Below are 16,795 nucleotides of genomic sequence, written 5' to 3'. Positions count from 1 at the left end.
CCCCGTAAGGCCACGGTAATCGTGCGCGGGGCGGAAGGCGCTGCCGAAATCCTTCCGCCCCGCGCACCGTGCCGCTACTTCGCGGTGATGCCGACCTGGGTCCAGGCCTTGACCATCGCCTCGTGCTCGGCGCCGGCGCCGAAGCGGGCCTGGGCGGCCTTGATCGTGAGGGCGGCGAAGTCGGCGAAGGTGGCGGTGTGGGTGAGTTCGCCGCCGGTCAGCACGTCGTACCAGACCTGTCCGGCGCGCTCCCAGGCCTTGCCGCCGATGGCGGTGGCGGCCAGGTAGAAGGCGTGGTTGGGGATGCCGGAGTTGATGTGCACGCCGCCGTTGTCGTCGGTCGTCTTGACGTAGTCCTTCATGGCGGCGGGCTGCGGGTCCTTGCCGAGGACGTCGTCGTCGTAGGCGGTGCCCGGGGCCTTCATCGAGCGCAGGGCGGTGCCGGTGACGTTCGGGCCGAGCAGGTCGGCGCCGATCAGCCAGTCGGCCTGGTCGGCGGTGTGGTCGAGGGCGTACTGCTTGATCAGCACGCCGAAGACATCGGAGACCGACTCGTTGAGGGCGCCGGACTGGCCCTGGTAGTCGAGGTTGGCGGTGTACTGGGTGGCCCCGTGGGTGAGCTCGTGGCCGATCACGTCGACGGGGATGGTGAAGTCCTTGAACAGGTCGTTGTCCCCGTCGCCGAAGACCATCCGCTCGCCGTCCCAGAAGGCGTTGTCGTACCGGCGGCCGTAGTGGACGGTCGCGTTGAGCGGCAGGCCGGCGCCGTCGATGGACTTACGGCCGTAGACCTTGAGGTAGAGCGCGAAGGTGGCGCCCAGACCGGCGTGGGCGCGGTTGACGGAGGCGTCCTTGGAGGGACCGTCGGACTCGCTGCGGACCTTCTTGCCGGGCAGGTCCTCGTGGTGCCGGGCGTCGTAGATGGTGCGGTTCGGCTTGTCGGCGTCGGCGCCGGGCTCGCCGGGGGTGAGGCCGCCGCGGGCGGCGATCGCGCGGCGCTCGGTGCGTGCCGCGTGGTCGTGCTCCAGGGTGCGGCGGGCCGGCTCGTGCCGCTCCGGGTCGTCGGACTGGGCCAGGTTGTCGAGGATGTGCGGCGGGATGATCGTGCAGAAGACGGGCGTGTGGCCGGTGACGGGATCTGGCTGCGCGTCGTTGAGGTCCATGCACAAACGGTGGCACTGTGTAATGCGGCTGTCACTGCCTGCGCCCAAGATTCCCGTAAAAGTGTGGTTGGTCGCATTTAAGCCGTAACGTCCGTCCGGTCCCGCATACTGATACGCGACCGCCGGACAGGGCGTACCTCGGCTAGGGTGCTGTGCATCATGCGTTTCGGGCTGCTTCTCCTTAGCTGCCGCGGTGAGGGCCTGTAGTCGTAGGCCGACCCCCTCCCCGCGGAGTTCGGTGTTGCGATCTATCGCCCCGTCGGCCTCTCCCTCGCTCTTCCGGAGCAGGGGGACCCCCAGCGGACATACGAGGAGCCCTACGCACCATGACGAATCCGTCGAGCCCCGCAGGTCATGCCGTCGGCCGGCCCACCCCGGTCACCAACGCGACGCAGCACCAGCGGCCCTCCGGAATGCCGGTCCACAAGTACGGCCGCTACGAGGCGGTCGACATCCCCGACCGCACCTGGCCGGACAACCGCATCACCGTCGCGCCCCGCTGGCTCTCCACCGACCTGCGGGACGGCAACCAGGCGCTGATCGACCCGATGTCGCCGGCCCGTAAGCGCGAGATGTTCGACCTGCTGGTGCGCATGGGCTACAAGGAGATCGAGGTCGGGTTCCCGTCCTCCGGGGAGACGGACTTCGCGTTCGTCCGCTCGATCATCGAAGAGGGCGCGATCCCCGAGGACGTGACGATCTCCGTCCTGACGCAGGCCCGCGAGGAGCTGATCGAGCGGACGGTGGAGTCGCTGCGCGGCGCCCGCCGCGCCACGGTGCACCTGTACAACGCCACCGCCCCCACCTTCCGCCGGGTCGTCTTCCGCGGCTCGAAGGAGCAGGTCAAGCAGATCGCGGTGGACGGCACCCGGCTGGTCATGGAGTACGCCGACAAGATCCTGGGCGACGAGACGATCTTCGGCTACCAGTACAGCCCGGAGATCTTCACCGACACCGAGCTGGACTTCGCGCTGGAGGTCTGTGAGGCGGTCTGCGACGTCTGGCAGCCCGAAGAGGGCCGCGAGATCATCCTGAACCTGCCCGCCACCGTCGAGCGCTCCACGCCGTCCACGCACGCCGACCGCTTCGAGTGGATGTCGCGGAACCTGTCCCGGCGCGAGCACGTATGCCTGTCCGTCCACCCGCACAACGACCGGGGTACCGCCGTCGCCGCCGCCGAGCTGGCGATCATGGCGGGCGCCGACCGTATCGAGGGCTGTCTGTTCGGGCAGGGTGAGCGCACCGGCAATGTCGACCTGGTGACGCTGGGCATGAACCTGTTCTCCCAGGGCGTCGACCCGCAGATCGACTTCTCGCAGATCGACGAGATCCGTCGCACCAGCGAGTACTGCAACCAGATGGAGGTCCACCCGCGCCACCCCTACGCGGGCGATCTGGTCTACACCGCCTTCTCCGGCTCCCACCAGGACGCCATCAAGAAGGGCTTCGACGCCATGGAGGCCGAGGCGGCCGCCGCCGGCAAGACCGTGGACGACATCGAGTGGGCGGTCCCGTACCTGCCCATCGACCCCAAGGACGTCGGCCGCTCCTACGAGGCCGTCATCCGCGTCAACTCGCAGTCCGGCAAGGGCGGTATCGCCTACGTCCTGAAGAACGACCACAAGCTGGAACTGCCGCGCCGGATGCAGATCGAGTTCTCCCGGATCATCCAGGAGAAGACCGACGCCGAGGGCGGCGAGGTCACCCCGACCGCCATCTGGTCGGCCTTCCAGGACGAGTACCTGCCCAACGCCGGGAACCCGTGGGGCCGCATCCAGGTCAGGAACGGCCAGACCACCACCGACAAGGACGGCGTCGACACCCTCACCGTCGAGGCCGAGGTGGACGGTGCGGAGACGGTGCTGGTCGGTACCGGCAACGGCCCGATCTCCGCGTTCTTCGACGCGCTCCAGAGCATCGACATCGACGCCCGGCTGCTGGACTACCAGGAGCACACCATGAGCGAGGGCGCCTCCTCGCTGGCCGCCTCGTACATCGAGTGCGCGATCGGCGACAAGGTGCTGTGGGGCATCGGCATCGACGCGAACACCACCCGCGCCTCGCTGAAGGCCGTGGTCTCCGCCGTGAACCGCGCGGGCCGCTGACGCCCGGCAGCAACCGCCCCCTTGTGGCGCCCCCGTCGCTCTTTCCGAGCGGCGGGGGCGCCGTTGTGCGACCCCGCCACCTGAAGGTGGGGTTTGGACTCCATGCATATCACTGTGCGTAAGTAGCTCAGTACGTTTGGTGATGAGCGCTCGTCGGGCAGGCCGCGGCGCGGACATCAAGGACGTGCAGATGAGCAGATATGGCATGCCCGCCCTCTCCCGGCTGGCCGTCGCGGCGGTTGCCTCGCTCGCTGTGGTGGCCTCCGCGTTCGCCCCGGCGGCGTCCGGAGTCCCGGCCCGGACGGCGGACCGTCCGGAGTATGTGGCGCTCGGCGACTCCTACAGCGCCGGGGTCTTCGTCCGCCCCTGGGAGGCGCACGACGGCTGCGGCCGCTCCGGGCGCAACTACCCGCACCAGGTGGCCGGTCAGCTCGGATTCGCACTGACGGATGTGACCTGCGGGGCCGCCGAGGTGGTCGACGGGGTCCTCGGGCCCCAGCCGGCCGCCAAGATTCACGGGCCGCCGACCATCCCGCCCCCGGGCGGCTGGTCCGATCTGCCCGCGCAGGTCGAGGCGTTGTCCCCGGACACCGATTACGTGACCGTCGGCATCGGCGGCAACTCCCTCGGCTTCGGGGCCATCGTGGCCAAGTGCCTCGAACTGGGCATCACCAAGCCCCTTCAGCCGAAGCCCTGTACCGACCACTACAGCGACGGCGGCGCGGGCGAGGACTGGCTGGAGGGGCGGTTCACCCAGCTCGACACCGACTTCGCCCACATGATGACGGTGATCCACCGGCGCGCACCGCACGCCCGGGTCGCCGTCGTGGGCTATCCGGCCATCGTTCCGGACAACTCCGGCTGCACCTTCGGCCACTGGAACCAGCTCGGCAGCGTCAAGAAGGGCGATATGCCCTGGCTCGACGGCCTCGAACTGCGCCTGAACGCGCTGCTGGAGAAGCACGCCGCCTACCACGGCGCGAGTTACGTCGACACCTACGGGCCGAGCGCCACGCACGGGGTGTGCGCGAGCGGCGACGCGAAGTGGATGTACGGCATCAAGGACAACCTCACCGGTGACGGCAACCAGACCGACCCGCCGACCGAGCTGTGCCAGTCCTTCCCCGGTACCGGCGAGGCCTGCACCTTCGTCCATCCCAACGCCCGCGGCCTGGACAACCAGACCCGCCAGGTCACCCGGGCGCTGATGACCTCGTAAGGCCGATGTCCTCGTCAGGCCGATGACCCCGTAAGACTGACGGCGGTCCCGGCGCGGGCGCCGCCCGACCCCACCGATTTGGCCAAGCCGGACCGTCGTCACGAGCGGCCCCCGCAGCCGCCCCGCCCGTTGCCCGCCTCCCCATGGCCATGCTCTTCACGGCGTCCATAGGCCCCGCCCCCTACCTTCCGGAGGGGCGGGTCCTTCGTCATCCGGCCAGTTGTCCGGTACGAGGTGCTGACGCCGCATCACGTATGTGGCTAACATCACGTCCAATGCGACGAGGGGGCCATGGGGGAATCTCCCGCGTCCGGAGGGGCACGGGTGAGTTACGGAGGGCTGACGTGATGCACAAGATGTGTGTGATGGGCGTGCGCACGTCCTGGCGGACCGTCGCCGATGGCGAGTTCTTCTGCCCGGACTGCGGCGGGGACCGCAACTACCTCCGCCGGACTGGCCGTCGCCGGCTCACCCTCCTCGGCCTCCCGCTCCTCTCCCGCGGTGCCGCGGGACCTGTCCTGGAGTGCTCCGCCTGCCGCGGCCACTTCGGCCCGGACGCGCTGGACCACCCCACCACCCTCCGCTTCTCCGCGATGCTCCGGGACGCCGTCCACACCGTCACCCTCGCGCTGCTGGCCGCCGGCGGCACCTCCTCCCGCGCGGTCCGCGACACCGCCGTCGACACGGTCCGTGCGGCCGGCTTCGCGGACTGCTCCGAGGACGAGCTGCTGACCCTGCTCGCCGCCCTCGCCGCCGACACCGGCCGGCTGACCGGCACCTACGACGCGGTCACCGGCGGCCACTGCGGCCACCAGGGCCTGGACCCGTGCGGCACCGCGCTGGCCATAGAGCTCCACGAGGCGCTGGAGCCGCTCGCCCCGCACCTCGCCCCGGCGGGCCGGGAGGCGCTCCTCCTCCAGGGCGCCCGGATCGCCCTCGCCGACGGCTCCTACACCCCCGCGGAGCGCGAGGTGCTGAGCACCGTCGGCAGCGCCCTGACGCTGCGCCCCGCCGAGATCAACCGGCTGCTGGCGGCGGCGCGCACGCCGTCCTGAGGGCGGCAGCCGAAGACCCCGCCACCCGGGAAGGGTGACGGGGTCGGATGCCGGAGCGGTGGGCCGCCCAAAGGCCGCCTCAGGGCCGTCTCACTGCCGTTCCGGGCCCGCTTCAGGCTCGCCTCAGGCCCCGCTCAGGACGGGTTCACGCCGGAGTCAGGCGGACCGGCAGGCTCCGCAGACCGCCCGAGATGAAGCCACCCGTGGGCTCCAACTCCTCTGCCGCCGTGGCCAGTTGGAGGTCCGGGAAGCGGGCGAAGAGCGCCGGGAGGGCGATCCGGGCCTCCATACGGGCCAGCGGGGCACCGAGGCAGTGGTGGACACCGTGGCCGAACGCCAGATGCTCCTGGTGGGAGCGCCGGATGTCGAAGTCGGCGGCGGTGTCGCCATGGAACGCGGCGTCCCGGCCGGCCGCCGCGTACCCCGGGAGGATCGCCTCGCCCTTGCGGATGGTCGGGCCGTCCGCGATCTCGATGTCCTCCACGGCGAAGCGGAGAGGCAGGGCGGCGATGCTGGGGGCCCAGCGGAGGGTCTCCTCGACGACGTCGTTCCAGGAGACCTCGCCCGACCGCACCAGCGCGAGCTGCTCGGGATGGGTCAGCAGGGCGTGCACCGCGTTGCCCAGCAGATCGACGGTGGTCTCGTGACCGGCACCGATGACCAGGAGCAGGGTGTCCAGCAGCTCCTTCTCGGTCATCTGCCGGCCCTCGTCGTCCCGCGCGGTGACCAGCAGGCTGGTGAGGTCGTCCGCCGGGTTCTCCCGCTTGCTGCCGACCAGGTCGGCCAGCAGCGCGTAGACGGCCGCGCCGGTGGCACCCGCCTGCTCCGGGGTGGCCGTGGTGTCCATGATGGCCGTGACGAGGCGGGCGAGTTCGGCGCGCGCCCCGCCCTCGGGGAAGCCGAACAGCTCGCAGATGACCTGCATGGGCAGCGGGTGGTTGAACCGCTCCCGCAGGTCCAGCGGCTCGCCCGCCGGGTGCGCGGCGAGGCCGTCCAGCAGCGCCATGGTGATGCTCTCCACCCGCGGGCGGATGGCATCGGTACGGCGGGCCGTGAACGCCGGGGCGATCAGCTTGCGCAGCCGCCGGTGATCGGCGCCGTACGCCGTGAACATGTTGGTGACGCCGATCCAGTGCTGGAGCCAGCTGCTGCGGACCTCCTCGCGCTGCCACTCCGGCCAGTGGTCCCGGGGGTTCTTCGAGACCCGGTCGTCGGTCAGCAGCTGCTTGAGGAGGGTGTGGCTGGTGACCGTCCAGGCATCGACCCCGCCGGGCAGTTCGGTCCGGGCCACCGGGCCTAGTGCGCGGAGGCGGGCTGCCTCCCCGTGGATGTCGCTTCCGACCGGGTCGATGACGAAGGGCTGCTGTCCCTGTTGTGCCATGGAGTGGCTCCTGCCTGGTCGGGGGTGATCGGGGTGAAGCGGGCCGGGAGCCCGACGAGGGCCCGGTGGAACGCGCCGTTGCGCCACTGCAACGTGCTGGGGTCCACGGCGAGTTCGATGTCGGAGAGCCAGGCCGTGAGCCGCTCGATCGCCGTGGTGGCGATGAGCAGCGCATGCCGCTTCACGGGGCAGGCGTGCGGACCGGCAGCCCAGGCGAGGTGCGAGCCGCCGCCCGATCCGGGCGTCCCCAGCGACGTGGTGTCGAACTGGCTGTTGGCGGCCGCGTACGACACCATCACCAACTGCCCCTTACGCACCCAGGTCCCGTGGAAGAAGACGTCCCGGACCGGGAAGTGCGCGGAGTAGTTCGTCAGCGGCGGGTCGTTCCACAGCACCTCGTTGATGGCGTCGTGCGCGGTCAGCGCGCCACCGGAGAGGGTGTTGTAGTAGCGGTCGTCGGACAGCATCCGCGACAGCGCGTTGCCGATGAGGTTGGCGAGCGGTTCGTTGCCCGCGCCCATCGTGAGAAGGATGTTGTGGATCAGCTCCTCGTCGCTCAGCGCGTTGGGGTGATCCATGAACCAGGAGGTCAGGTCCAGCCCGCGCGCGGCCTTCTTCGAGCCCACCAGCTCCATGATGTAGTTGGTGAACGCCTCGTTGGCGGCCGCGGCCTCCTCGGGCGAGGTGCCGTCCAGCATCCCCGCGATGGCCTCGATGAGCCGGTCGCTGTAGGAGTCGGGCATCCCGAAGAGGTTGTTGAACATCAGCAGCGGGATCAGCCGCGCGTAGTCGGCGATCAGATCGACCTCGCCGTGCGCCCCGAAGCGCTGGATCAGACTGTCCGCGGCATGGTGGACCCGGGCCCGCAGCTCATGCGGCTCGACCAGCTTGAAGCTGTCGACGACGACGTCCCGGTAGCGGACGTGCGCCGGCCCGTCCGCGTAGAAGATGTTGGGACGCCACATCAGCATCGGCATGACCGGCGAGTCCGCCGGGACGGTGGTCATCCACTCGCGGGAGTCCTTGGACCAGGTCTGGTCGTCGTGCAGCAGGTCGAGGGCCGCCCGGTAGTCGGTGACCAGCATCGCGGTCACCTCCGGCGCGATCTCGACCGGCGCCAGCGCACCGTACTGGCGCAGCTGCGCGTAGATGCGGTGCGGGTCGGCGGCGAAGTCCGGCCCGTAGAGCTTCACCGGGGCATGGGCGTCGGCAGGTGCCTGCTGGTACGGGGCGCCGGCGTGCGCCGGGCAGCCCGGTGGCGGCGCGGCTCCCGGCTGGTGCGGGGAAGTCACGGGTTCGGGTTCTCCTCGGAGGTGTGGGCCAGGACGTGTCCGACGAGCGCGATCAGCGCGTCGACGGACTGCTCCCGGTCGCGGGCGTCACACAGCACCAGCGGCGTCTCGGGGTGCAGATCGAGCGCCTCGCGGAGCTTTTCGGCGTCGTACTCGGGCGCGTCGGGGAAGGTGTTGACCGCGACCGCGTAGCGCAGTCCGGCCTCCTCGACGATGTCCATGACCTCGAACGAGTCCGCCAGCCGGCGGGTGTCCGCGAGGACCAGGGCGCCCAGTGCGCCGCGGGCGATGTCCTGCCACAGGGGGCGGAAGCGCTTCTGCCCTGGCGTGCCGAACAGATACAGCGCCAGGTCCCCGGGCAGGGTCAGCCGCCCGAAGTCGATGGCGACGGTGGTGGTGGTCTTCTCCCGTACTCCGGCGAGGTCGTCGACGGAGGCACCGGTCTGGGTCATGACCTCTTCGGTGTGCAGCGGCGGAGTCTCCGACAGCGCACGGATCAGCGTCGTCTTGCCGACCCCGAACGGTCCCGCGATCAGCAGCTTGACCAGTGTCTGGTTCTCGCCGGAGAGATACATGTTGCCGGTGCTCGCGCCGGTGCCGGGGCTAGGACTTGAGAGAGCGGAGTCCATCGAGAACCCTCTCCAGGATGTGTCGGTCGAATTGCTCGGCTTCGGGGATGGGGGCACGGGCGTGCAGCCGCCCGGCGTCGACGAGATCGGCCACCAGCACCTTCACCACGCTCACAGGCAGGTGAAGGTGGGCGGCGACCTCGGCCAGAGACAGCGCCCCGGGCTGGAGCAGCTCCAGGATGCGGTGCTCCTCCGGGCGCACCTCGCTGGTGATCGGCATCCCCACGCTGTGCAGCAGGGTGAGCCGGTCCAGGGTGTTGCGGCTGGGCTGGGCGCGTCCGCCGGTCGCCAGATAGGCCGGTACGAGGCGCCTGCCGCTGCTCTGGCGGGGGGTCATACGGGGTTACCGAGGTCCCGCGCCCGGCTGTTCATGACCTTGTTGCCCAGGGTCGTCACCTGGACCTGCATATGGTGCGCGACCACACCCATGTTCACCTCCGGGCCGGCGAAGACGGCCAGGCAGGTGTTCTCGCCGGCCGGTATCGCGAAGACGAAGCCTTCATCGGACTCGATCACGGTCTGCCGCAGCCGGGTGTCGTCCTTCTCGGCGAACGCCGCGGTGACGGCCCGGCCCGCTCCCTGGAGCGCGGACATCATCGCGGCGACACCTTCGGCGGAGTCCCGCTTCAGGCCGGGTGAGGAGCCCTCGATGAATCCGTCGCCGGAGATGACGGCCGCGTGAATAACATGCGGCAGCTCCAAAAGAGGTGCCAGCACCCAGGACTTGTCCTCGGCAACACGGCGGCGGGTGGGGCTGTTCATGACTAAGCGTTCCCTTCGGGACTGCGAGGGGGTTCTGAATGGGCGGCGGCCCGGCCGGATTCGGTACCGCGCTGGAGCGCGGCCCAGCGGGTTCCGGTCTCTTCCGGGGAGCGCTCCGGAGCCGACTCGGTGCGCGCGGCACTCTCGTCGGCTTCGGACACGGGCTTACGGCGTCGGCGGCGCGGGAGTTCGCCCTCGGCCTGCTGGGCGGGCACCTCGTAGGAGGGGGCGGGCTGCCCGGTGGGGGCGGGCTGGGCGGCGGGTGCGGGCTGCGGAGCGGCGGCGGCCGGAGGCGGCGTCGCGGAACCGGTGGGCAGCACGGAGGCGGAACGATCCGGCACCGCGGAACGGTGCGGCAGAGGAGCCATCACGGACATCGGCTGGGTGCTCTCGTCGAGGACGGTGAGGAGGGGGTCACCCGGGATGTAGACGACCGCCCGCACACCGCCGTACGGCGACGGCTCGACATGCACCCCGTAGCCGTACTGGCGCACCAGCTGACCGGCCGCCGCGAAACCGGACCGCGGCGGGTCACCGAGCTGGGTGAGCAGCAGGTCCTCGTCACCCGACAGCAGCTCCATCGCCGCCTTGATCTCGTCGTCGTGCATCCCGACGCCGTAGTCGTCGACGATGACCGAGGCGCCGCGATTGCCCTGCTGGAGGGTGATGGTGACGGGAAGTTCGCGGTGCGAGTGGTGCAGCGCGTTGGCCAGCAGCTCGGTCACGGTGATCGCGATCGGCTCCACGGCCCGCGCGACCACGGCGATCGGGTCGCGCAGCTGATTGCTGATGTTCACCCGCTCATAGCCGCGCAGCCGGGAGGTGGCGCCGACGACCAGCTCGGCGAGGTAGGAGTCCTCGCGGGTCAGCCCCGGCCAGGCGCCGCACACGACGCCGGTGGCCTGAACGCGGCGCAGCGCCTGCTCGTTGAGGTAGTCGGCGTTGAGCAGATCCTGCGCGATGTTCGGGTCGTCGTAGCGGTGCTGCATCTCCTGGAGCGCCGTCTGGAGCTGGTAGAGCAGCGCCTGGATGGTGGTGGTTGCCCCGCGGAGGGTGGACTGCGCGGCGGCGTCGACCCGAGCCCGCTCCTTGGTGATCGCGTCGCTGACCTGCTCCAGTACGGCGTTCAGCGCCTGGTCGGTCTCCGACCCGGTGAACCGTGCGTCCAGCAGCCCCGGGACGGGCACATGGGGGTGAGCCAGAGCCAGCGTCAGATCGGGGAGCCGGGTACCGGCCAGATGCCGGATCTCGGCCTCGGTGGCGCGCAGCCGGGCCGTCAGCTCCGTATTGCTGTGGAGCGTGGCGCTGTTCTGTTCCTCAGCGGCGGACAGGCGCTTTCTCAGGTCCGCGCGTCGCCTGCCCGCACGGATCGAGAGCGCCGCCAGGACCACGGCGGCGGCCGTACCTGCGCTGAGGCACCACAACAGCGCCTCCGGTATGGATGTCATCGAGATCCTCATTTGGGTACTGACTGGATTCGGCGATGCCTTCACGGCGGAGTGTTGCCGAACTTCACGGGATGCTACCGGGCAGTTGACGAGCCGTGAGGGCCACTTCCACGGGGCGACTGAGAAGTGCGGAAGGTCGTCTTCCGCCCACGATGACCCGGACCATAACGTGATGTGGCCCCGTCATCCAGGGGGATGGCGGGGCCTTTGTGAGCCTGTTGTGTACAGCTGGTGAAAGGCGGTCAGGCGTCGGCGAAATGCGAGTTTTTGACGGCGTCGACGAATGTGGTCCATCCCGCAGCCGGGAAGACGAGCGCGGGGCCGTGGGGGGTCTTGCTGTCGCGGACGGGGACGACGCCGGGGTGGGCGTCGGAGACCTCAAGGCAGTTGTCCGGGTCGCCGCTGCTGTAGCTGCTCTTGCGCCAGGAGGCGGCGCCGGGGAAGTCGTGGGCGACCTCGACGCAATTGCCACCGTTGGTGTCGCTGTAGCTGCTTTTACGCCAGCGAGCGGCGCTCAGGTCGTACTCACGCATCGTCTGTGGTCCTCCGCCGCCGATTCGATCAGGGCCCGGGACGCCTCCGGCGACAGCGCGGCGGCCCTGAGCAGATCGTAGTCCTGCTGTACGCGCTTCACTACGGCCGGATCGTCCAGCAAGGTCCCCGAATACAGGCCTTCCGTATAGACGGTTGGCGGGGCGTCCTCGAACTCCATGAGTCGCAGTGATTTGCCGATCACTGGATGTGCCCCGGCCGCGAACGGGAGGACCTGCAACAGGATTTTTCGTTCGTGAGTGAGCCGCGCGATGTGCTCCAGCTGCTCAGTCATGACGCTCGGACTGCCTACCGGTACCCGCAGTGCAGCCTCGTGCAGAACAGCCCAATAGACAGGCCGTGAAGCGTCCTTGAGGATGACGGCCCGGTCCAGTCGGCCGCGTACCTTGTCCTCGATGTACTCGTCCGTCGCGAGCGGATTGCCTCCGAGCAGGAGCGATTGTGCGTACGACGGTGTCTGGAGCAGCCCTGGCACAATCATGGGCTCGAACTCGCAGATCTTCGTTGCCAGCGGTTCCAGCTCCGCCGCTCCCGCGAAATAATCCGGATACCGCTTGTCGTCGATCAGCTTTCGCCAGGTCCGCTCGAAAAAGCCATCGGTTTGCAGGACCTCATCGATGCGCACTGCCACGTCCAACTGCGGCTTTCTGATCGCCTGCTCGAACTGGCCGATGTAGCCGCCGGACACGAAGACGCGGCGGCCCAGGGCCTCCTGGGTTAACCCCGCGTCCTCCCGGCGGCGCTTCAGCTCCGTCCCCCAGAACTCCCAGGCGGCTTGCCGTGAAGCGTTGGCCATGACGTACGTCCTTTCTCTGCGCACCCGTTGCAGTGGCGGTGCCCTTGCCCAGCGTAGTTCCGTACCGTCACGCTCTGACTGCGAACAGTGAAACCCCTCACGGAAAGTGCGGATGCTCATGCAGCAGTTCAAGGAAGTGGAAGCCGTGACGTCGGAATTGCGCGAAGCCCTGGCCAGGGCCGGCGTCGTCCTGCCCTCGCTGCGCCCGGATCCCGTGTCGATCGCGCACCGTTACATCCCGCCGCTCGTCGAGCTCGGGCGCTGCTCGATGGAGGTCGCCCGGCAGCTCACCGACGCCCTGACGGAGCACTCCAGGGGCGCGCGGGACTGAGCGGGAGCGGCGGGACCGAGCGGGGCTGAGGGGGCAGCGGGCCTGAGGGGCACCCGGACCCGCCCGCTTCGCCATGGGCGAGAATGGCGCCATGAGTCTGTTCCGCGACGACGGCATCGTGCTGCGCACCCAGAAGCTGGGTGAGGCGGACCGGATCATCACGCTGCTCACCCGGGGGCACGGCCGGGTCCGTGCGGTGGCCCGTGGGGTGCGGCGGACGAAGTCGAAGTTCGGGGCGCGGCTGGAGCCGTTCTCGCATGTCGATGTGCAGTTCCACGCCCGCGGCAGCGAGCTGATCGGGCGCGGGCTGCCGCTGTGTACGCAGAGCGAGACGATCGCGGCGTACGGCGGCGGGATCGTCACCGACTACGGCCGCTACACGGCCGGGACGGCCATGCTGGAGACCGCCGAGCGGTTCACCGCGCACGAGGGCGAGCCCGCCGTACAGCAGTATCTGCTGCTGGTCGGCGGGCTGCGGACGCTGTCCCGCGGGGAGCACGAGCCGCATCTGGTGCTGGACGCCTTCCTGCTGCGCTCGCTCGCCGTCAACGGCTACGCGCCGAGCTTCGACAGCTGTGCGCGGTGCGGGCTGCCCGGCCCCAACCGGTTCTTCTCGGTCGCGTCGGGCGGGGTGACCTGTGGTGACTGCCGGGTGCCGGGGAGCGTCGTACCCTCCTCTGAGGCCATCGGGCTCCTCAGTGCGCTGCTGACCGGCGACTGGGAGACCGCGGACGCCTGCGAGGCCCGTCATGCCCGGGAGGGCAGTGGCCTTGTCACGGCGTATCTGCACTGGCATCTGGAGCGGGGCCTGCGCTCTCTCCGGTACGTAGAGAAATAGCGAACACGACCCTCAAGGCAATACGCCTCTCAAGACCTCTAGGAGAAGTGGGCCGCATGGCACGACGCGGGATTCTGGGCCGTAATCGACGTGAGTACCTCACGCCCGAGCCGCACCCTTCCGGTGCCCGGCCGCCGAAGATCCCCAGCGAGCTCGTCCCGAACCATGTGGCGGTCGTCATGGACGGCAACGGCCGGTGGGCCAAGGAGCGCGGGCTGCCGCGTACCGAGGGCCACAAGGTCGGCGAGGGCGTCGTCCTGGACGTCCTCAAGGGCTGCATCGAAATGGGCGTGAAGAATCTTTCGCTGTACGCCTTCTCGACGGAGAACTGGAAGCGGTCGCCCGACGAGGTCCGCTTCCTGATGAACTTCAACCGCGATGTGATCCGGCGGCGCCGTGACGAGATGGACGCGCTGGGTATCCGCATCCGCTGGGTCGGGCGGATGCCGAAGCTGTGGAAGTCGGTCGTACAGGAGCTCCAGATCGCCCAGGAGCAGACCAAGAACAATGACGCGATGACGCTGTATTTCTGCGTGAATTACGGCGGCCGGGCCGAGATCGCGGACGCCGCGGCGGCCATCGCGGCGGATGTGCGGGCCGGGAAGCTCGACCCGTCGAAGGTCAACGAGAAGACCATCGCGAAGTACATGTACTACCCGGACATGCCGGACGTGGACCTCTTCGTGCGGCCGTCGGGTGAGCAGCGGACCTCGAACTACCTGATCTGGCAGAGCGCGTACGCCGAGATGGTGTTCCAGGACATTCTGTGGCCGGACTTCGACCGTCGGAACCTGTGGGAGGCGTGCCTGGAGTACGCCAAGCGGGACCGCAGGTTCGGCGGCGCGCAGCTGTCGGACGGCGAGACCGCGACGTAAGGGCTGCGGGCAGACGCGAAAGGGCCGCCTCCGGTCGTCGGAGGCGGCCCTTTGCGGTGCTGTGCGGTCTGCCGCTACTGCTTCTCGGTGGCCCGCTCGGCGCACTCGCCGCAGGTCCCGAAGATCTCGATGGTGTGCGCGACGTCCTGGAAGCCGTGCTCCTGGGCGATCTGGTCGGCCCACTTCTCCACCGCGGGACCCTCGACCTCGACGGCTTTGCCGCAGGCCCGGCACACCAGGTGGTGGTGGTGATCGTCGGTGCTGCACCGGCGGTAGACCGCCTCGCCCTCGCTGGTGCGCAGCACATCGACCTCACCGGCATCGGCGAGGGACTGAAGCGTCCGGTAGACGGTGGTCAGCCCGACGGAGTCGCCCTTGTGCTTGAGCATGTCGTGCAGCTCCTGCGCACTGCGGAACTCGTCGACCTCGTCGAGTGCGGCCGACACCGCGGTCCGCTGCCGCGTCGACCGGCCGCGTACCGGAGATCCCGCGCTCGTCGCCACCGTTGCCTCCCTAGGACGTTACGACGTCAGGACTTCCCCCTGTACGTGCGTCCCGCCATTGTGCCAGGTGATGCCCCGCCCGCCGGGGAGACGCTTACCGATACACGTATCTGTCGCCGGCGGTGGTCCGCCGGCTTCCTGCCGCCCGTGCTCACCCGGCCACGCTGACATCGTCCGTCGCCGAGCGGTCGCCGGGTACCTCCAGAGTGCACCCCTTCGAGGCTTCTGCGGCAGCCCTTGCACGCTTTTTCGCGAGCGGCGCGGCGAGCCCGGTGAAGATCACGAACAGGCCGATGGCGAACAGCACGATCGTGGCGCCGGACGGGACGTCGACGTAGTACGAGGTGGTGGTGCCCGTCAGGGTGACCGCGACGCCGATCGCCACGGCCACCGAGAAGGTGACCGCGAAGCTGCGGCTGATCTGCTGGGCGGCCGCGACCGGGATCACCATCAGGGCGCTGACCAGCAGCAGGCCGACGACGCGCATGGCGACGGTGACGGTGACCGCGGCGGTGACGGCGACCAGCAGATTGAGCAGCCGCACCGGCAGGCCGGTGACCCGGGCGAACTCCTCGTCCTGGCACACCGCGAACAGCTGGCGGCGCAGTCCGATCGTGATCGCCAGCACCAGGGCGGCGAGCACGTAGATCGTCGTCATGTCCTGCGGCGAGACGGTGGTGATCGAGCCGAAGAGGTAGGTGCCGAGGTTGGCGTTGGAGCCCGCGTCGGAGAGGTTCATCAGCATCACACCGCCCGCCATACCGCCGTAGAACAGCATGGCCAGCGCGAGGTCGCCGCGGGTCTTGCCGTACCAGCGGATCAGCTCCATCACGACGGAGCCGGCGATGGCGACGGCGGTGGCCATCCAGATGGGGCTGGTGTTCAGCAGGAAGCCGAGGCCGACGCCGGTCAGCGCGACATGGCCGATGCCGTCGCCCATCAGGGCCTGGCGGCGCTGGACGAGGTAGATGCCGATGGCGGGGGCGGTGACGCCGACGATCAGGGCGGCGATCAGGGCCCGCTGCATGAAGGCGTAGTCGAGGATTTCCATCAGCTGAGCAGCCCCGTCCGGATCGGTTCCGCGGCCTGGTCGGCGTGCGGGTGGACATGGTCGTGGCCGGGCAGCGCGTGCTGGCCCACGGCCTCGGGCGGCGGGCCGTCGTGGACGACACAGCCGTCCCGCAGCACCACCGCGCGGTCGATCAGCGGCTCCAGCGGGCCCAGCTCGTGCAGTACGAGCAGGACCGTGGCGCCGCGGCCGACCTGTTCGCGCAGGGCGGCGGCGAGCACCTCCTGGCTGGCCAGGTCGACGCCGGCCATCGGCTCGTCCATGATCAGCAGTTCGGGTTCCCCGGCCAGCGCACGGGCGATCAGCACCCGCTGGTGCTGGCCGCCGGAGAGCGCGTTGACGGAGTCCTTGGCGCGGTCCGCCATGCCGACCAGCTCCAGCGCCCGGTGCACCGCGGCCCGGTCGGCCTTGCGCAGGATGCCCAGCTTCGTACGGGCCAGCCGGCCGGCCGTGACGACCTCGCGGACGGTGGCGGGCACGCCCCCGGCGGCTGTGGTGCGCTGTGGGACGTAGCCGACCCGGGCCCAGTCCCGGAACCGCCGGAACTCCGTGCCGAAGAGGGCCAGCTCACCGCCGGTGAGCGGGACCTGGCCGATCACGGAGCGGACGGCGGTGGACTTGCCGGAGCCGTTGGCGCCGAGCAGCGCGACGACCTCGCCGGAGTGCACGGTGAGATCGACACCGCGCAATACGGGGCGGGCGCCCAGCGAGGCGGTCGCCCCGCGCAGGTCGATCACCGGCTGGGTGGGCGGCTGGTTCATGGGAGCCTCCGTCACG

Annotated in this window: 18 protein-coding genes; 6 read left to right on the top strand and 12 right to left on the bottom strand. The window is 69.8% G+C overall.

The window, feature by feature from the left end; genetic code table 11:
* Window positions 1-74: 74 nt before the first annotated feature.
* Window positions 75-1,163, bottom strand: a complete 1,089-nt coding sequence (locus tag QT196_RS13330; RefSeq protein ID WP_290354963.1) for a M4 family metallopeptidase — start codon at window positions 1,161-1,163, stop codon at window positions 75-77.
* A gap of 326 nt (window positions 1,164-1,489) precedes the next feature.
* Between QT196_RS13330 and leuA the strand changes: the two genes are divergently transcribed.
* The 3 genes from leuA (at window position 1,490) to QT196_RS13315 (ending at window position 5,542) form a co-directional block, all read left to right on the top strand.
* Window positions 1,490-3,268 carry a 2-isopropylmalate synthase gene (gene leuA, locus QT196_RS13325; protein ID WP_168479050.1) on the top strand — a complete coding sequence of 593 codons (1,779 nt, stop codon included), beginning with the start codon at window positions 1,490-1,492 and terminating at the stop codon, window positions 3,266-3,268.
* Between the two features lie 190 nt (window positions 3,269-3,458).
* Window positions 3,459-4,487 carry an SGNH/GDSL hydrolase family protein gene (locus QT196_RS13320; protein ID WP_290354962.1) on the top strand — a complete coding sequence of 343 codons (1,029 nt, stop codon included), beginning with the start codon at window positions 3,459-3,461 and terminating at the stop codon, window positions 4,485-4,487.
* Window positions 4,488-4,834: 347 nt separating this feature from the next.
* Entirely contained in the window at window positions 4,835-5,542 is a 708-nt protein-coding gene (locus QT196_RS13315) for a TerB family tellurite resistance protein (protein ID WP_168483722.1), read from the top strand.
* Between the two features lie 145 nt (window positions 5,543-5,687).
* Here the strand turns inward: QT196_RS13315 and QT196_RS13310 are convergent, their stop codons facing one another.
* From QT196_RS13310 to QT196_RS13275, 8 genes are all read right to left on the bottom strand, one after another.
* Window positions 5,688-6,923 (bottom strand): cytochrome P450, encoded by a 1,236-nt coding sequence (locus tag QT196_RS13310; protein ID WP_290354961.1) that lies wholly within the window; start codon window positions 6,921-6,923, stop codon window positions 5,688-5,690.
* Window positions 6,839-8,215 (bottom strand): cytochrome P450, encoded by a 1,377-nt coding sequence (locus QT196_RS13305; protein ID WP_290354960.1) that lies wholly within the window; start codon window positions 8,213-8,215, stop codon window positions 6,839-6,841. The genes QT196_RS13310 and QT196_RS13305 overlap by 85 nt, the downstream gene beginning before the upstream one ends.
* On the bottom strand, window positions 8,212-8,790 hold the full coding sequence (locus QT196_RS13300; RefSeq protein WP_290356643.1) for an ATP/GTP-binding protein: 579 nt from the start codon (window positions 8,788-8,790) through the stop codon (window positions 8,212-8,214). Before QT196_RS13300 ends, QT196_RS13305 begins: the two co-directional genes overlap by 4 nt.
* A gap of 28 nt (window positions 8,791-8,818) precedes the next feature.
* Window positions 8,819-9,181 carry a DUF742 domain-containing protein gene (locus QT196_RS13295; protein WP_085927072.1) on the bottom strand — a complete coding sequence of 121 codons (363 nt, stop codon included), beginning with the start codon at window positions 9,179-9,181 and terminating at the stop codon, window positions 8,819-8,821.
* Window positions 9,178-9,606, bottom strand: coding sequence for a roadblock/LC7 domain-containing protein (locus QT196_RS13290; protein WP_042154637.1), 429 nt, complete (start codon window positions 9,604-9,606; stop codon window positions 9,178-9,180). Before QT196_RS13290 ends, QT196_RS13295 begins: the two co-directional genes overlap by 4 nt.
* A gap of 2 nt (window positions 9,607-9,608) precedes the next feature.
* Window positions 9,609-11,054, bottom strand: coding sequence for an ATP-binding protein (locus QT196_RS13285; RefSeq protein ID WP_290354959.1), 1,446 nt, complete (start codon window positions 11,052-11,054; stop codon window positions 9,609-9,611).
* A gap of 242 nt (window positions 11,055-11,296) precedes the next feature.
* On the bottom strand, window positions 11,297-11,587 hold the full coding sequence (locus QT196_RS13280) for a DUF397 domain-containing protein (RefSeq protein WP_290354958.1): 291 nt from the start codon (window positions 11,585-11,587) through the stop codon (window positions 11,297-11,299).
* On the bottom strand, window positions 11,569-12,402 hold the full coding sequence (locus tag QT196_RS13275; RefSeq protein ID WP_290354957.1) for a helix-turn-helix transcriptional regulator: 834 nt from the start codon (window positions 12,400-12,402) through the stop codon (window positions 11,569-11,571). Before QT196_RS13275 ends, QT196_RS13280 begins: the two co-directional genes overlap by 19 nt.
* A 118-nt stretch (window positions 12,403-12,520) precedes the next feature.
* On the opposite strand from QT196_RS13275, the gene QT196_RS13270 reads away from it, so the two are divergent.
* The 3 genes from QT196_RS13270 (at window position 12,521) to QT196_RS13260 (ending at window position 14,446) form a co-directional block, all read left to right on the top strand.
* Window positions 12,521-12,733, top strand: coding sequence for a hypothetical protein (locus QT196_RS13270; RefSeq protein WP_290356642.1), 213 nt, complete (start codon window positions 12,521-12,523; stop codon window positions 12,731-12,733).
* 91 nt (window positions 12,734-12,824) lie between these two features.
* On the top strand, window positions 12,825-13,571 hold the full coding sequence (gene recO / locus QT196_RS13265) for a DNA repair protein RecO (protein ID WP_168479043.1): 747 nt from the start codon (window positions 12,825-12,827) through the stop codon (window positions 13,569-13,571).
* A 56-nt stretch (window positions 13,572-13,627) separates the two neighbouring features.
* The gene (locus tag QT196_RS13260; protein ID WP_168479042.1) at window positions 13,628-14,446 is read left to right on the top strand and encodes an isoprenyl transferase; all 819 of its coding nucleotides are present in this window, start codon (window positions 13,628-13,630) and stop codon (window positions 14,444-14,446) included.
* A gap of 74 nt (window positions 14,447-14,520) precedes the next feature.
* Here the strand turns inward: QT196_RS13260 and QT196_RS13255 are convergent, their stop codons facing one another.
* The 3 genes from QT196_RS13255 to QT196_RS13245 all read right to left on the bottom strand — a co-directional run bounded on the left by QT196_RS13255 (window position 14,521) and on the right by QT196_RS13245 (window position 16,779).
* Window positions 14,521-14,949: a transcriptional repressor gene (locus tag QT196_RS13255; protein ID WP_168479041.1), complete on the bottom strand. Its 429-nt coding sequence runs from the start codon at window positions 14,947-14,949 to the stop codon at window positions 14,521-14,523.
* A gap of 151 nt (window positions 14,950-15,100) precedes the next feature.
* Window positions 15,101-16,000: a metal ABC transporter permease gene (locus QT196_RS13250; protein WP_168479040.1), complete on the bottom strand. Its 900-nt coding sequence runs from the start codon at window positions 15,998-16,000 to the stop codon at window positions 15,101-15,103.
* Entirely contained in the window at window positions 16,000-16,779 is a 780-nt protein-coding gene (locus QT196_RS13245; protein ID WP_168479039.1) for a metal ABC transporter ATP-binding protein, read from the bottom strand. The genes QT196_RS13250 and QT196_RS13245 overlap by 1 nt, the downstream gene beginning before the upstream one ends.
* Window positions 16,780-16,795 lie beyond the last annotated feature (16 nt).

It is taken from the genome of Streptomyces sp. P9-2B-2 (assembly GCF_030406865.1).
Lineage (GTDB): Bacteria > Actinomycetota > Actinomycetes > Streptomycetales > Streptomycetaceae > Streptomyces > Streptomyces platensis.
This window is presented reverse-complemented; position numbering and strand designations above follow the sequence as displayed.

Bases quoted from the DNA above. Each gene is read 5' to 3' on its own strand.
- QT196_RS13330 (WP_290354963.1), bottom strand. From the start codon at position 1,163: ATGGACCTCAACGACGCGCAGCCAGATCCCGTCACCGGCCACACGCCC.
- leuA (WP_168479050.1), top strand. From the start codon at position 1,490: ATGACGAATCCGTCGAGCCCCGCAGGTCATGCCGTCGGCCGGCCCACC.
- QT196_RS13320 (WP_290354962.1), top strand. From the start codon at position 3,459: ATGAGCAGATATGGCATGCCCGCCCTCTCCCGGCTGGCCGTCGCGGCG.
- QT196_RS13315 (WP_168483722.1), top strand. From the start codon at position 4,835: ATGCACAAGATGTGTGTGATGGGCGTGCGCACGTCCTGGCGGACCGTC.
- QT196_RS13310 (WP_290354961.1), bottom strand. From the start codon at position 6,923: ATGGCACAACAGGGACAGCAGCCCTTCGTCATCGACCCGGTCGGAAGC.
- QT196_RS13300 (WP_290356643.1), bottom strand. From the start codon at position 8,790: ATGTATCTCTCCGGCGAGAACCAGACACTGGTCAAGCTGCTGATCGCG.
- QT196_RS13295 (WP_085927072.1), bottom strand. From the start codon at position 9,181: ATGACCCCCCGCCAGAGCAGCGGCAGGCGCCTCGTACCGGCCTATCTG.
- QT196_RS13290 (WP_042154637.1), bottom strand. From the start codon at position 9,606: ATGAACAGCCCCACCCGCCGCCGTGTTGCCGAGGACAAGTCCTGGGTG.
- QT196_RS13285 (WP_290354959.1), bottom strand. From the start codon at position 11,054: ATGACATCCATACCGGAGGCGCTGTTGTGGTGCCTCAGCGCAGGTACG.
- QT196_RS13280 (WP_290354958.1), bottom strand. From the start codon at position 11,587: ATGCGTGAGTACGACCTGAGCGCCGCTCGCTGGCGTAAAAGCAGCTAC.
- QT196_RS13275 (WP_290354957.1), bottom strand. From the start codon at position 12,402: ATGGCCAACGCTTCACGGCAAGCCGCCTGGGAGTTCTGGGGGACGGAG.
- QT196_RS13270 (WP_290356642.1), top strand. From the start codon at position 12,521: ATGCAGCAGTTCAAGGAAGTGGAAGCCGTGACGTCGGAATTGCGCGAA.
- recO (WP_168479043.1), top strand. From the start codon at position 12,825: ATGAGTCTGTTCCGCGACGACGGCATCGTGCTGCGCACCCAGAAGCTG.
- QT196_RS13260 (WP_168479042.1), top strand. From the start codon at position 13,628: ATGGCACGACGCGGGATTCTGGGCCGTAATCGACGTGAGTACCTCACG.
- QT196_RS13250 (WP_168479040.1), bottom strand. From the start codon at position 16,000: ATGGAAATCCTCGACTACGCCTTCATGCAGCGGGCCCTGATCGCCGCC.
- QT196_RS13245 (WP_168479039.1), bottom strand. From the start codon at position 16,779: ATGAACCAGCCGCCCACCCAGCCGGTGATCGACCTGCGCGGGGCGACC.